Source organism: Pseudonocardia yunnanensis, from assembly GCF_039534065.1.
Lineage (GTDB): Bacteria > Actinomycetota > Actinomycetes > Mycobacteriales > Pseudonocardiaceae > Pseudonocardia > Pseudonocardia yunnanensis.
The window spans coordinates 377597-392328 of sequence record NZ_BAAAUS010000008.1; the positions used below are offsets into that span (position 1 = coordinate 377597).

The following is a 14732-nucleotide window of genomic DNA, read 5'->3' on the forward strand; positions in this document are numbered from 1 at the left end:
CGTCGCCGACCGGGACGTCACGGTCAGAGGTCGGCCTGCACCACGAGCGTGCGGCACATCTTGTCGGCGAAGGTCTGCTTCTGCTCGTCCCACAGCGGCCACACGTACCCGAGCAGGAACGGGATCGCGTCGAACAGGTGGGCGATCTGACGCCCGACGGCACGCCGGAACCCGACGGGCTTCCCGGTCGCCGCGGCGACGAGCCGCACCCCGAGCGCGCGCTTGCCGAGGCTCTGGCCTGTGCGGCCCTGGCAGTACCCGCTGTTCCACAGCACGAAGACGACCGCCACCACCGCCGAGACCGCGTAGACGACCAGCGCCAGGGTGCGGTCGCGGGGGATCAGCGCGGCGATCATCACGGTGAAGAGCAGGCCCATCGGAATGCCGACGTCGATGAGGAAACCACCGACCCGCTGCCCGTAGGTGGCAGGCACGGGCACGTACGGCGCCCGCTGTGACGGCTGGGTCGCCAGGTGGGGAACGGACAACGCAACGCTCCGGGGGTCAGGCCCGCCCCAGGCCGATCCCGGGTGAGCTTCTGCTGGAACCTCTCCCTGGACCCGGACAGTGTTACGAATCCGGCCCGACTCGTACCCGACCGTGCAACACCCGGTCGGGTACGAGGCCCGGCTCAGACGGGCGCAGGCACCTTGGTCGGGGCCAGCACATCGCGCAACAGGGTGGTGCACCAGTCCAGCAGCTCGGCATCGCGCAGCGGGGTACCGCCGATCCGGCCGCTCTCCATCGGCCGCGGCACGACCACGGCCCGCGTGGCAGCCCGGTACGTGGCCTTCGGGTGCAGCCGCTTGAGCCGCAGCTGGGCCGAGTCGGGCAGGTCGACCGGGCCGATCCGGATGCCGTTGCCCCCCACCGCCACCTCGGCCACGCCGAGCGTGCGGCAGCTCTGGCGGAACGCGGCGACGGCAAGCAGGTTGCGCACCGGCACGGGCGGCTCTCCGTAGCGGTCGGTGAGCTCGTCGACGATCGCCTCCAGCGCCGCGGCGTCGCCCGCCTCGGCGATCTTGCGGTAGACCTCCAGCCGCAGCCGTTCCCCCGTGACGTAGTCGTGGGGGACGTGCGCGTCGATCGGGAGGTCGACCCGCACCTCCGCGAGCTGCTCCTCCTCCTCGCCGTCGCCCGCGCCTGCTGCCTGCCGGAAGGCGGCCACGGCCTCGCCGACGAGCCGGATGTAGAGATCGAACCCGACACCCGCGATGTGGCCGCTCTGCTCCGCGCCCAGGATGTTGCCCGCGCCGCGGATCTCGAGGTCCTTCATCGCCACGGCGGCGCCCGCACCGAGCTCCGAGTGCTGGGCGATCGTCGCGAGCCGGTCGTGGGCGGTCTCGGTGAGCGGGTGCTCGGGCGGGAAGAGGAAGTACGCGTACCCACGCTCGCGCCCGCGGCCCACCCGGCCACGCAGCTGGTGCAGCTGCGAGAGACCCAACGTGTCGGACCGCTCGACGATCAGCGTGTTGGCGTTGGAGATGTCCAGGCCGTTCTCCACGATCGTCGTGCAGACCAGTACGTCGAACTCGTTGTGCCAGAACCCGTTGACCGTGCGTTCCAGCAGGTCCTCGTTCATCTGGCCGTGCGCGATCGCCACCCGCGCCTCGGGCACGAGCTCACGGATCCTCCGCGTCGCGCGGTCGATCGTGGACACGCGGTTGTGCACGTAGAACACCTGGCCGTCGCGCAGCAGCTCGCGCCGGATCGAGGCGGCGACCTGCTTCTCGTCGTAGGCGCCGACGTAGGTGAGCGTGGGGTGGCGGTCCTCGGGCGGAGTGGCGATCGTGGACATCTCGCGGATGCCCGCGAGGCTCATCTCCAGCGTCCGGGGAATCGGTGTCGCGCTCAGCGTGAGGACGTCGACGTGCGTGCGCAGCGCGGTGATGTGCTCCTTGTGCTCCACGCCGAAGCGCTGCTCCTCGTCGACGATCACGAGGCCGAGGTCCTTCCACCGGATGCCCGTCTGCAGCAGCCGGTGGGTGCCCACCACGACGTCGACGGTGCCCTCGGCGAGGCCCTCCACGGTCTCCCTGGCCTCGGCGGCGTCGGTGAAGCGCGAGAGTCCCTTGACGGTGACGGGGAAGGCGCGCATCCGGTCGGAGAACGTCTGCAGGTGCTGGGTGGCCAGCAGGGTGGTGGGCACGAGCACCACCACCTGCTTACCGTCCTGCACGGCCTTGAACGCCGCGCGCACAGCGATCTCGGTCTTGCCGAAGCCCACGTCACCGGAGATCACGCGGTCCATCGGGACCGGACGCTCCATGTCCCGCTTGACCTCCTCGATCGCGGCGAGCTGGTCGGGTGTCTCGGTGAACGGGAAGGCGTCCTCCAGCTCGCGCTGCCACGGGGTGTCCTTGGCGAACGCGTGGCCGGGCGAGGACTGGCGCGCGGCGTAGAGCTGCACCAGCTGTGCGGCGATCTGCCGGACGGCCTTGCGGGCGCGGCCCTTCGTCTTGGCCCAGTCGCCACCGCCGAGCTTGTTGAGCGTGGGCACCTCGCCGCCGACGTAGCGGCTGATCTCGTCGAGCGCGTCGGTGGGGACGAAGAGCCGGTCGGCGGGCTGGCCCCGCTTGGACGACGCGTACTCCAGCACCAGGTACTCGCGGGTGGCGCCGCTGACCGTGCGCTCGCGCATCTCGACGAACTTGCCGATGCCGTGCTGGGAGTGCACGACGTAGTCGCCGGGCTGCAGCGTCACCAGGTCGACGGCGTTGCGTCGCTTGGACGCGAGCTTGCGCGGCTCGGTGCCCGCCGCCCGGTTACCCGTGAGGTCGGCCTCGGTCAGCACGACGAGCGCGCTGGCGGTGGCCGTGAAGCCCTCCGTCAGCCGCCCGCAGGTGACCGTGACCAGGCCCTTCTCGGGCGGCTCCGTCAGCCGGTCCACGAGCGTGGCCGGCACGTCCGCCTCGCGCAGCTGCTCGAGCGAGCGCTGCGCGGTGCCCTGGCCACCGACCACGAGCACAGCGGTGCCGCCCGCGGTGACGTGGGCACGCAGATCGACCAGCGCCCGGTCCGTGTCGCCGCGGTAGGACTCCACCTCGTGGACGGCCGGGGCGAGGGCGTCCTCGCGCCCGCTCAGCAGCGGGCTCAGCGTGAGCACCGGCCGTCCGGTGGCAGCGGCGTGGTCGAGCACGTCGTCCAGGTCGCGGTAGGCCGACGCCCCGACGTCGATCGGCGCGGCCCCGCCCGTGCCGGCCGCGAACCAGCTCGCCTCGAGGAACTCCTGCCCCGTGCGGACGAGGTCGGCACTGCGGGTACGGATCCGCTCGGGGTCGGCGAGCAGCACCGGCGATCCCGCGGGCAGCAGGTCGGTGAGCAGCTCCAGCTCGCCACCGACCAGCGCCGGTACGAGCGACTCCATGCCCTCCGACGGGATGCCTTCGGCCAGGTGCTCCAGCAGCTCGCGCAGCGGCGGGTTGTTCTCGTGGATGCGGGCGAGCTCCGCGGCCCGCTCGCGCACCGGCTCGGTGAGCAGCAGCTCCCGGCAGCCCGGCGCCACCAGCTCCTCGACGGGGCCGACCGAGCGCTGGTCAGCGACGGCGAAGTAGCGCAGCTCGCTCACCTCGTCGCCCCAGAACTCGACGCGGACGGGGTGCTCGGCCGTGGGCGGGAAGATGTCGATGATGCCGCCGCGCACCGCGAACTCGCCCCGGGCGGTGACCATCTCGACGCGGGTGTAGGCCAGCTCCACGAGCCGGACGAGCAACGCGTCGAACTCGGCGGTGTCCCCCACCCGCAGCTGGACGGGGTCGAGCCGGCCCAGACCTGGTGCGATCGGCTGGATGAGGCTGCGGGCGGCTGTGACCAGCACGCGCGGCGCGGTCTCGGAGCGGGCCAGCCTGCGGAAGAGTGACAGCCGCCGTCCGACGGTGTCGGGGCGCGGGGAAAGGCGCTCGTGCGGCAGCGTCTCCCAGGACGGGAGGACGGCCACGTCGTCGGGCCCGAGCAGGTCGGCGGCCGCGGCGCCGAGGTCCTCGGCCTCCCGGTCGGTGGCGGTGACGGCCAGAACCGTGCGCCCGGCACCGCCGTCGTCCACTGGTGAGCCGAAGGTGGCGGCGAGGATCGGGCGAAGCGCGGACGGTCCTTCGATCCGCAGAGCGGGCATCTCGCCCACCACGGGTCGCACGCCTCGTGCGGCGTCGAGGACGGCGCGCAGATCGGGGTCGGACAGGGTGGAATGGAGCAGACCGGAGAGCATGGCCACGGTTCGAGATACCCCTCGCATGGCAGGAGCTGGGCAGCACAGACAGACCCCTACCCGGGACTGGCGCCCGGTGGGGCCTCGGTTCCCAGGCTACGCCGGGGATCGGGCACGCCGGTCCGGGGTCGGGATCCGCACTCCTAGGGGAAGGTGACGACCAGCCGGTCCAGCGGGTACTGGTCGCGGTGTGCGCCGTCGCTGGGCGTGGGCTGCACCGGAAGGGGCTGGGTGGTGTTCTGCAGCCCGTCGAGAGCCTGGGTCGACGTGACCTGCCCGGTGACGGTGAAGGAGTCGATGACGTAGGGCACGCCCTCGGACTCGACCGGCGACGCCCCGTCCGTCACGTGGAAGTGCAGGCGCGGTGCCGAACTGTTGCCGCTGTTGCCCACCAGGCCGATCGGGTCGCCTCGCGCGATCTGCTGCCCCTCCGCGACGTGCAGCGAGCCCGCCTGCAGGTGCCCGTAGAGCATGTAGAGGCCGTCCTCGATCGCCACGATCACGCTGTTGCCGTCGGCCTGGTCGAGTCTGATGCCCGCCGGTAGCTCGCCCGGCTCCTGGTCGGGCAGGCCGTCGATGACCTTGACGACGGTGCCGTCCGTGGCGGCGATCGCCTGCTTCCCGTAGATCGTGTAGTCAGCGGGGTCATCCGGGTCGTCCCCGGCGACGGTCCGGCCGCGCGCGTCGAGCTGCTCCCAGTCCACCGCGAAGCGGTGGGCGAACCAGAGCCCGTTGTCGACCGACACCCCGGCCCGGCGATTGCGCACCGAATCGCAGCAGCTGTCGGCCGCGATGTAGCCGGACCCGGGGACGAGGGGCGGCCCCAGCACCGGCACCGTCGCGTCGCTCACCGGCACCGCCACCGACGTCGACGTCACACCCACCGGTGGGAACCCGGGCGCCGTCACCGTCACCCGGTTCTCGAGCCGGTCGGGTATCTCGGCACGCGTGGCGAACTCCAGCGTCATGAAGAGCATTCCGACCTGTCCGTCACCGAGCCCGGTGACGCCCGACCGCGCGCTGGGCAGGGCGAGAGCGGACGGGATCTGGGCCGCGTCGAGCGTCTGGAGCACCGCACCCGACGGACTGCGCACCTCGACCCGAATGGGCGTGAGCATCAGCGGCGTCATGTTGCGCAGGCTCAGCTCGTAGGTGGCGATGACCTTCCCGTTCGAGGCGGCGAACGGGATCGCCGGCTCGTTCGTCGAGACGATCAGCGGCGCCGGGGTGGGGGGCACCTCGGAGCCACGCAGCTCGCCCGTGATGGGGCTGTGGCCGCGCTGCATCGGGACGCGCGGGGGCGCTGTGCACGCCGCGAGCAGCACGAGACCCAGCGCAAGCAGCGCCGCCGATCGCCGTGCCGTCACGGGTGCACCCCCCTCTCACCAGCACACACTCGTGATGACAGGCACGAATGTGAGCGGCGGCGGCCGACCCTCACCCGATCGGTCCCCCACATGCGCCTTCACGCGTCCGTACGAGCGGCACTCCCGTCCGTACCTATCGGGCGGGAGTGCCGTTCGTACGAGGTGGGCCGTCAGGGGCGGGGCGGCAGCTCCGGGCGGCGACGGCTCGGCCGGGTGGCCACGTCGGGCGGACGCACCGCGGGCCGCTCGGCCAGCGCCTCCAGCGCCATGTCGACGGCCCGCTCCAGCTGGGGGTCGCGCCCGGCCACCCAGTCCTGCGGCGCGATCACCACCTCCACGTCGGGGTCGACGCCGTGGTTCTCGACGTTCCAGTGCGTGTCGTCGAACCAGAACGCGTACCGCGGCTGCGTCACGCGCGTGCCGTCGACCAGCCCGTAGCGCCCGTCGATGCCGACCACGCCACCCCAGGTACGCACGCCGACAACCGGGCCGATGCCGAGCCGCTTGATCGCCGCGGTGACGATGTCTCCGTCCGAGCCGGACAGCTCGTCGGCCAGGGCGATGACGGGGCCACGCGGGGCGTCCTCGGGGTAGGTCGTGGGCTGGCGGTGCCGGGGCAGGTCCCAGCCGATCACCTTGCGCGCCAGCTTCTCCACCACCAGCTGCGACGTGTGCCCGCCGCTGTTGCCGCGGACGTCGAGGATCAGGCCCTCCCGGCTGGTCTCGCGGCTCAGGTCGCGGTGCAGCTGCGCCCAGCCCGGCGCCATCATGTCGGGCACGTGCAGGTAGCCGAGCCTGCCCTCGGACCGGTCGGCCACGAACGCCCGGCGGCCGGCCACCCAGTCCTGGTAGCGCAACGACGCCTCGGACGACAGCGGCTTGACCACGACCCGGCGCACCGTGCCCGCGTCCTCGCGGTCCGGACCGGAGCGGACGGTGAGCTCCACCAGTTCGTCGGCCCGCGACACGAGCAGCGGTGCAGGTCCGTATGCGGGGTCGATCGGCTTGCCGCCGACCTCGAGGATCACGTCTCCCGCGCGGACGTCGACACCCGGTCCGGAGAGCGGGCTCCTGGCGGCGGGGGCCGACGTCTCCGGGGGCAGCACGCGCACCACGCGCCACCCGTCGTCGGTGGGCTCGAGGTCGGCACCGAGCAGACCTGGCTGCCCCGAGTGGTCGCCCGCCCCGCGGCCCGTCACGTAGGCGTGCGACGTGCCGAGCTCGCCCTGCAGCTCCCACAGCAGGTCGACGAGGTCGTCGTGGCTGCCCACGGCATCGACGAGCGGCCGGTACCTGGCGATCTCCGCGGCCCAGTCCACGCCCGCCATGTCCGGGGCCCAGAAATGGTCGCGCATCAGCCTGCCGGCCTCGTCGAACATCTGGCGCCACTCCGCGGTGGGATCGACCGTGACGACGATGCGCCGGGTGTCGATCTCGAACTCGTCGCCGTCCCCGTCCCCGGGCGCCGACGAGCCGGGCCGGTCGGTGCGCAGCACCCGCAGCGCCGATCCGTCACGCACGACGAGCCGTGAGCCGTCGCCGCTCACCGTGAACCAGCTGACGGGGTCGGCGATCACGTCGAGCTTGCGGCGCACCAGGTCATAGCGCTCCAGCACCGGCCGTTCGGCCTTCTCGTCGGTGCCCGCGCGGGTGTCGCCGAGCACGCCGGAGACGGGGATCCGGTACCAGAGCAGGCAGTCCTTCCCGGCCCGCATCCCGCTGTACCGCGCCGCGACGACCGGCACAGCCACCACTCGGGCGGCCAGCCCCTCGACGTCCACCACCACCTCGGGCGGGGTGTCGCCCTTCTTCTTCTCCGGCTTGGCCTTGCTCTCGGCGGCGGCGTCCGGCTCGGCCGACGGGTCGGTAGCCGCCGTCGCGGGCAGGTCCGAGGGCCCCTCTTCCTCCGGCGAGACCGGACGCCCGTCGGGGCTCGCCCCGAACGGAGAGGGCGTGCGGGCGGCCAGCGGAACCAGGAACGGACGCCACGACGCCGGGAAAGTGAGGTCGAAGGAGTGCTCGTCGTAGATCGGGTCGAAGCTGCGGCGCGACAGGAAGGCCAGGTACTTACCGTCGGAGGTGAACGTCGGATCCATGTCCACGAACCGCGGCTCGGTGACGGCCACGAGCGTGTCGTCGGCGAGCCGGGCCATCATGATCCGGGTCAGGCCGGACTCGACCGGGTCGCGGTAGGCCAGCCAGGCGCTGTCGGGCGACCAGCAGAGATCACTGATCTCCCCGTCGGCTCCCCGCGCCAGCTCACGCAGCTCGCCCTCGCGGTCGCCGGTGAGCTCCAGCACCATGAGCCGCCCGTCGTGCGCGGCGAGCGCCACCTTGGACCCGTCGGGGGCCGCGGCCAGCTCCAGCACGCGACCGACCTCGCCGACCCCGTGCCGGCCCAGCGGTGCCGCCCCGTCGGCCCGCTCGTCGAGCGGGGCCACACAGACCGCGTCCTCCCCTTCGACGTCGTCGACCCACACCACGCGGTTGTCGCCGAGCGGCCGCGCCAGCCGGGCCCGGGCGCCCGGCTCCGCGAGGAGCGTGCGGGCAGGCCCGTCGCGGTGGGTGAGCCGGTGGACGGTGCCGCGCACCAGCGCGATGCTTGTGCGGCCGGTGCGGTCGGGCGCGGCCCACGTGAGCTCGTCGGCGGTGCGGACGCGGAACGGCTCGCGGGCCGTGCGCGGGCCACCGAGTCGCACGTCGAGGCGCCGGGGTCCGGTGGAGTCGAGCGAGTCGAGGATCCAGAGCTCGCCCGCCGACTCGTACACGACCCGCTCGCCGTCCGTGCTCGCGTGCCGCACATAGAACGGCGGCGCATCGGGGCCGCCGTGGTCGGTGTGGCGCCGCAGCCCGGAACCGTCCGCGCCGAGCGAGTAGATGTTGCCCCAGCCCTCGTGGTCGCAGATGAAGGCGATGCGCCTCCCGTCGCCGGAGCCGACGAGCATCGGGGCCGCCATCTGCCCGTCGAGATCGGCCGCCAGCCGCACGAACTGCCCGGACCCGCTCGCGTCCCACCACAGCTTGCCTGCCGTACCGCCCCGGTACCGCTTCCACCAGGCCATGTCCCGCGATATGACGCTGGTGACGACCACGATCGGGTTGCCGTCCGAAGCCAGTGCGACGTCGGAGACCGGTCCGAGGTCGAGCCGGCGCGGCGTCCCACCGCTCGGCGGGATCGCATAGGCCCAACCCCGCCGGGACGCCTGCCCCACCGTGCTCACGGCGAGCACATCGCCGTCGGGCGTCCACCCGACCACGTGCGCCCGGGGATCTGCCCAGTAGGAGATCCTGCGCGCGCCGCCACCGTCGATGTCGCTGACGAACACCTCGGGCGCCCCTTCCCGCCAGGACGTCCACGCAACCCGGGTGCCGTCGGGCGACAGGCGCGGATGAGCGACCGGCACGTCGTCGGCGGTGAGCCGGTAGGCCCTCCCACCGGACACCGGCGCAGTCCAGACGTCGTTCTCGGCGACGAAGACGAGAGTGTCCGCGTGTAGGTGGGGGAAGCGGAGGTAACTGCGGGGCATGGTCCAGACGGTAGCGATCATCAGAGTCGACAGGGAGCCGTAGATCGACCCGTTCACGGGTGGATGGGCGTTTTGCACACTGTGTCCTCACCCGGGCGGCGGCAAGATGAGGCTCATGCTGCGGACCACGGCCAGCCGCTTCGTCGTCGCGGCGGTGGCCGCTGTGGCGCTGGGGCTCACCGGATGCACAGCGCCCGAGGCTGCGATCTCGGGCGAGACCGGGAGCTCGGCGCCGGTCTCCGCCCCCACGCCACTCGCCCGCACCGGCACGCCCGAGCTACGGGCGAGCGTCGTCGCAGGGGGCCTGTCGCACGTGTGGGACCTGGGATTCCTGCCGGACGGACGCGTGCTGCTGACCCAGCGCGACGGCCGGATCGCGATGCTGTCGGGCACGAAGCCAGGGGCCACGGTCACGCCCGTCGACGCCGATCAGTCCGATGTGTACGTCCGGGGCGAAGGCGGGCAGATGGGGATGGTCGTCCACCCCGACTTCGCCGAGACCCGCCGATTCACCACGTGCCAGACCCATATGGAGGGTGGCACCCCCACCGACGTGCGGCTGGTCACCTGGCAGCTCTCCGCCGACGGCAGGGCCGCAACCAGAGTCGCCGACCCATTGGTCGGCGGGATGCCGATCAACCCGTCGGGCCGGCACTCGGGGTGCCGCCCGACGCTAGCTTCGGACAGCACGCTGCTCGTCGGCACCGGCGACACCGCGCGCGCCGCCATTCCGCAGGACCTGACGTCGCTCGGCGGCAAGGTGCTCCGCATCGACCTGGCCACCGGCGGGCCCGCGCCCGGCAACCCGTTCGCCGACGCGGGCAACCCCGCACAGCGGCTCGTCTGGAACTACGGGCATCGCAACGTGCAGGGCGTCGCCGTCGACCCGCGCTCCGGAGCGGCGTACTCGGCCGAGCACGGCCCGACCACCGACGACGAGGTGAACCTCCTCCGGGCCGGCGCCAACTACGGCTGGGACCCGTCCCGGGGCGGCACGGTCGGCGGGTACGACGAGTCCGTGCCGATGACCGACCTCCAGCGCTTCCCCGACGCCGTGTCCGCCGCGTGGAACTCGGGCAGCCCGGTGGAGGCCGTGTCCGGGGCCGCGTTCCTCACGGGTCCACAATGGGGTGATCTCGACGGGGTGCTCGCGGTGGGCGCACTGCGCGGTCAGAAGCTGCTTCTCATGCGCCTGGGTGCGGACGGCGCCGTCGCCCAGGTGACCATTCCGTCCGGTCTCGACGGTGCGTTCGGGCGGCTGCGTGCCGTCAGGCTCGCGCCCGACGGCGCGCTCCTGGTATCCACATCCAATGGCACCGACGATCGGGTCCTCAGAGTCGATCCGGTTTGACCGTTTTACTCGAGGACTACTACGATTCTTAGTGGCTGCGGCCTACTAACTTCCTTCGTAGGACCGACGTGTCCAGGTCGTACGGTAACCTCCATCCGCGAACTTGCAGGGCATTCGACCGGAGAAGCGAGGAATTGCGTGATCACGCTCTATCTGAACCGTCAGATCGCCGACGACCGCCGACGTGAGTCGCTGTTCTCCGGTGATTTCTACCTTTACACCGGGTTGCCCGGCGCGGCCGCTTTGGTAAAGCACGCCGAGAACCTCATCGCCGAGACGTTCGGCGACCTCGACCCCGAGCGCGCCCAGTTCGAGATGAGCGTCGACGAGTTCATCGGCCGGGTCGGTCCGCTCAAGTCCGAGTTCACCAACGGGCAACGCACCAAGGAACTGTGCCAGCAGTTCGCGGTGGACTTCGGAGTCGACCCCGACCGCACCTACTTCGACATCCCCCGGCTGCGCGTCATCCCCGCGGAGAACTACCTCACCGCCGGCGTCAGCTACAACTACAAGGCCCACCGCGACATGTGGTACGGCCACCCGCAGCAGCTGGTCAACTACTGGACCCCGGTCTTCCCCGTGGTCGGCGACAACGTCATGAGCATGTACACCGACTACTTCGACAAGCCGGTGAAGAACGGCTCGAACCAGTACGACTATGACGAGTGGGTGGCCAAGCACCGCCACGCCGCCGCCGAGAAGACCACCACCGACGACCGGCCCCACCCGCTCCCGCTCGAGGACATCGAGTCCCGCGGCGAGATCAGGATCGCGGGGGGCGCAGGCGACGTGATGATGTTCTCGTCCAACCACCTCCACGCGTCAGCGCCGAACCTCTCCGGCGTCACCCGCTTCTCCTACGACCTGCGCACCATCAACATCGACGACGTGCGTGCCGCCCGCGGCCCGCGCAACGTCGACAGCGGTGCCACCGGCACCACGCTCGGCGACTTCCTGCGCGTCTCCGACCTCGAGCCGCTGAAGGCCGAGGAGTTCGCCGACGCCATGGCCGCTTCGCAGTGATCTGCGGCCGCCGCGCGCCTCAGCCTGTGGCGTAGCGCGCGGCGGCGCGTTCACGCGCCTTGGCCGCTTCCACCTCGCGGTTCTTCGGCGGCGCCGACGTCACGAGTTCGTCCAGGAGCCGGTGCGTTGCGGCGGTGACCGCCTCCACGGCCCGGGCGAACGCCTCCTCGTTGGCCTGCGACGGCGAGGTCGACCCGCTGATCTTGCGCACGTACTGCAACGCAGCCCCGTACACCTCATCCCGGGTGGCAGGCGGCTCAAAGTTGTGCAGAGTCCGAATATTGCGACACATGGGATAGATCCTGCAGCATTGTGGAGCCGTAGTGCTGTTGGAGCGGGGTCTCGAACAGCTGTACGGCTCCCAACTGTTCAGGCGCCGGGGATCGCTGCCCGTACCGTTCTTACGAGTCGTCCCCTGTCGCGGAGTAGCGGCGCTGTCACGAAGACCACGTCCCAGCCTGCCGCGTGCACGCGGTTGAGACGGTCGCGGTCACGGTTCAACGCCCACGTCTCGCCGTCGCGCCAGTCGCCGTCGTACTCGATGGCGATCTTGTGCTCAGGAAAGGCGAGGTCCACCCGCGCGATCCGGCCACCCGCGTCCTGAATCCAGTACTGCGGTACAGGCGCAAGGCCGTCGAGCACGAGGTGGACGCGGAGCTTGGACTCCGGCAACGACTCCGCCCTCGGATCCGCCAGTTCGACGGCCCGACGCGCGACAACGATTCCGTTGTCCGACCGCTGCGCCACCATCATCGCGACCGCCGCGCGTTCGACCAGGCGGGCGCGCAGCACGGCGTCCAGATCAGCGACGGCGTCAGGTAAGGCACGTCCGAGCAGCAGGTCGAGGGCGAGCCGCATCGGTGTGGCCAGCCGACCACCGGCCCATGGCTCCCAGTCGACATGCTCGATCCCGGTGCGCCGCACGTTCAGCCCGCCACGATGTCCGAGCCGCATTTCCGGCGGCGCGAGGACCTGCACGTCGTCGTCGGGCCAGGAGAGCGGCACGCCCCTGATCGTTGCCGCCGACCGACCGGTGATCACCGCCCCGGCCGGCAGAGCGAGCGCCATCGCCCGGCACCGCAGCTCGTGGCTGACCGGGCGCGACGAGGCCGTATAGACGTCACGGCAGAGCCGCCGCACCGAAGGCCCACGCAGCTGGGCGCGAGTGAGAAGCCCGCAGGCCACAGCCTCGGACCCACGAAAAACAGAGGGCAGCAAGATCGCCATGCACAAGAGGCTGACGCAAAACACGCGGGCGAGCGATCGCCCATCCACAGCCCCGGCGTTGTGGAGCCGTAGTGCTGTCAGGGCCGCGCCCCCACAGCACTACGGTTCCGAAACGCCTTGGTCAGCCCTGCACGCGCATTGACTCGTCCAGCTCGCCTGCCTTTTGGCGAGCGTTGAGGACTGCCAGGCGCGTGAACTTGTTGTCGAACGCGTCCTGCGTCAGGCCGCGGTCGCGGTACTCCTTCGAGAGCTGCTGGGCGCCGTCCGGGATGGTCCACTTCGCCTCGAACTCGAGCTCCTTGCGCGCCCGGGAGAAGTCCACCCGGTAGGAGCGCGGGTCGTTGCCGGCCTCACCGGTGATCTCGAGGTCGGAGCCCGGCACCGCCTCTACCACGGCCTGGGCGATCTCGGCGACGGTGCGGTTGTTCTTCTCGGTACCCACGTTGAATGCCCGCGCCCGCACGACGTCGGCCGGCGCGGCGAGGCCTGCGAGCACGGCGCCCGCGATGTCCTCGGCGTGGGCGAGGGGACGCCACGGCGTGCCGTCGGAGAGCACGGTGACCTTGCCGGTGAGGATGGCTCGTCCGACGAGGTTGTTCAGCACGATGTCGGCGCGCAGCCGCGGGGAGAATCCGAACGCGGTGGCGTTGCGCAGCGAGAACGGCACGAAGTCGCTGTCGGCGAGCTCCACCAGGTCGTCCTCCACCCGCACCTTGGAGATCGCGTACGGGGTGACCGGCTTGAGCGGGGCGTCCTCGTCCACCAGCTCATCGCCGGACTGTGCGCCGTACACCGAGCAGGTGGAGGCATAGGCGAAGCGCGAGACCCCGGCCTCCTTGGCCAGGCGGGCGAGCCGGGTGGAGGCGTGGTGGTTGATGTCGTAGGTGATTTCGGGGGCCAGCGAGCCCAGCGGGTCGTTGGACAGCGCCGCCATGTGGACGACGGCGTCGAAGCCTTGCAGTTGCTCAACGGTGACGTCCCGCAGATCGGTGCTGATCCCGGGAACGTCCGGGGTGTCCAGCGAGCCGAGCACGCACTCGGCGAACAGGCCGCTGTCGAGCCCCGTCACCTCGTGGCCTGCCGCGGTGAGGATCGGGGCCATCACGGTGCCCAGGTAGCCCTGGTGACCGGTCAGCAGAACTCGCACGGGGATCCCTTCGAGTGGTTCGTATGGCGGGGTTCAGTCCACCGGGTGGTCGACCCCGGTGAGAGGGGCGACTCCGAGCACGAGCTTCGACGCGTGGAACGCCTCGGCGTACCGCGCATGGCACTGCACACCGCGGATGCGGGCCAGCCCTCCGAACGTCTCGGCGTCGAACCAGCTGCGGTCGCGCTGCGAGCCGTAGTGCTCGTGCAGCTTGGCCACCTTCTCGCGCAGCACCGGCTCGGCGAGCGGCAGATACACGGTGGGCTGCGCGAGGTCGCTCTCCCACTTGAGGATCTCGTAGCCCAGCGTGAGGTGGTCGCGGAAGACCGTGGGCACGAGCTTCGCGAGCGTCCGGTGGTCCTGGTGGGCGTCGTGCGGCGAGGGCGCGAAGATGATGTCCGGTTCGCCGAGGGTGCGCAGCTCCTCGATGGCGAGCTTGGCACGCTCCCAGCGCGTCGGGACGCGCCCGTCGGGCAGGTCGAGGACCGCCACCTCCAGCTGAGCGCCGGGGCAGAACGCCGCCAGGGCCGCGCGCTCCTCCTCTTCCCGCAACGAGCCGCCCCCGGTGAGGACGAGCGCGGAGACCGTGACGCCGGGATGAGCGCGGCACAGCTCGATGAGGGACCCGCCGGCGCCGATCGCGATGTCGTCGCAGTGGGCGCCGAGCAGCAGGATCCGGTCGATGCGCTCCGGCAGCAGGCTCAGCACGATCTCATCGCTCGATGTTGGCGTCGTTCATGGCCGCAATGGTGGCCTGTAGGGGGTCGCGTTCGCCGGCACTGTTCTCCCAGAGCATCCACGGCCGGGTGCCGCCCTGGTAGGCCGCCTCCAACGCGGTGCGCTCCTTGACCGTGTCGGCAGGCTGCCAGAACCCCCGGTGCCGATA

The 14732-nt window shown here is 71.4% G+C and carries 10 protein-coding genes; 2 read left to right on the forward strand and 8 right to left on the reverse strand.

Annotated features, from left to right (window positions below; genetic code table 11):
* Nucleotides 1-23 precede the first annotated feature (23 nt).
* From ABD743_RS13050 to ABD743_RS13065, 4 genes are all read right to left on the reverse strand, one after another.
* Nucleotides 24-488, reverse strand: a complete 465-nt coding sequence (locus tag ABD743_RS13050; protein ID WP_344722129.1) for an RDD family protein — start codon at nucleotides 486-488, stop codon at nucleotides 24-26.
* Between the two features lie 143 nt (nucleotides 489-631).
* On the reverse strand, nucleotides 632-4204 hold the full coding sequence (mfd, locus tag ABD743_RS13055) for a transcription-repair coupling factor (RefSeq protein WP_344722188.1): 3573 nt from the start codon (nucleotides 4202-4204) through the stop codon (nucleotides 632-634).
* A 143-nt stretch (nucleotides 4205-4347) separates the two neighbouring features.
* Nucleotides 4348-5571, reverse strand: coding sequence for a M23 family metallopeptidase (locus tag ABD743_RS13060; RefSeq protein WP_344722131.1), 1224 nt, complete (start codon nucleotides 5569-5571; stop codon nucleotides 4348-4350).
* A gap of 170 nt (nucleotides 5572-5741) precedes the next feature.
* Entirely contained in the window at nucleotides 5742-9098 is a 3357-nt protein-coding gene (locus ABD743_RS13065; protein WP_344722133.1) for a S41 family peptidase, read from the reverse strand.
* Nucleotides 9099-9213: 115 nt separating this feature from the next.
* On the opposite strand from ABD743_RS13065, the gene ABD743_RS13070 reads away from it, so the two are divergent.
* Together ABD743_RS13070 and ABD743_RS13075 are read left to right on the forward strand one after the other, a co-directional pair.
* Nucleotides 9214-10449 (forward strand): PQQ-dependent sugar dehydrogenase, encoded by a 1236-nt coding sequence (locus ABD743_RS13070; protein ID WP_344722135.1) that lies wholly within the window; start codon nucleotides 9214-9216, stop codon nucleotides 10447-10449.
* 138 nt (nucleotides 10450-10587) lie between these two features.
* Nucleotides 10588-11472, forward strand: coding sequence for a phytanoyl-CoA dioxygenase family protein (locus tag ABD743_RS13075; RefSeq protein ID WP_344722137.1), 885 nt, complete (start codon nucleotides 10588-10590; stop codon nucleotides 11470-11472).
* A gap of 19 nt (nucleotides 11473-11491) precedes the next feature.
* On the opposite strand, the gene ABD743_RS13080 is transcribed toward ABD743_RS13075, so the two are convergent.
* The 4 genes from ABD743_RS13080 to ABD743_RS13095 all read right to left on the reverse strand — a co-directional run bounded on the left by ABD743_RS13080 (nucleotide 11492) and on the right by ABD743_RS13095 (nucleotide 14554).
* The gene (locus ABD743_RS13080; protein WP_344722139.1) at nucleotides 11492-11764 is read right to left on the reverse strand and encodes a DUF2277 domain-containing protein; all 273 of its coding nucleotides are present in this window, start codon (nucleotides 11762-11764) and stop codon (nucleotides 11492-11494) included.
* 77 nt (nucleotides 11765-11841) lie between these two features.
* The gene (locus ABD743_RS13085) at nucleotides 11842-12699 is read right to left on the reverse strand and encodes an endonuclease domain-containing protein (protein WP_344722141.1); all 858 of its coding nucleotides are present in this window, start codon (nucleotides 12697-12699) and stop codon (nucleotides 11842-11844) included.
* Nucleotides 12700-12820: 121 nt separating this feature from the next.
* Nucleotides 12821-13846 carry an NAD-dependent epimerase/dehydratase family protein gene (locus tag ABD743_RS13090; protein ID WP_344722143.1) on the reverse strand — a complete coding sequence of 342 codons (1026 nt, stop codon included), beginning with the start codon at nucleotides 13844-13846 and terminating at the stop codon, nucleotides 12821-12823.
* A gap of 33 nt (nucleotides 13847-13879) precedes the next feature.
* Complete coding sequence (locus tag ABD743_RS13095; protein ID WP_344722145.1) at nucleotides 13880-14554, reverse strand: PIG-L deacetylase family protein; 675 nt, start codon at nucleotides 14552-14554, stop codon at nucleotides 13880-13882.
* Between the last annotated feature and the right edge of the window lie 178 nt (nucleotides 14555-14732).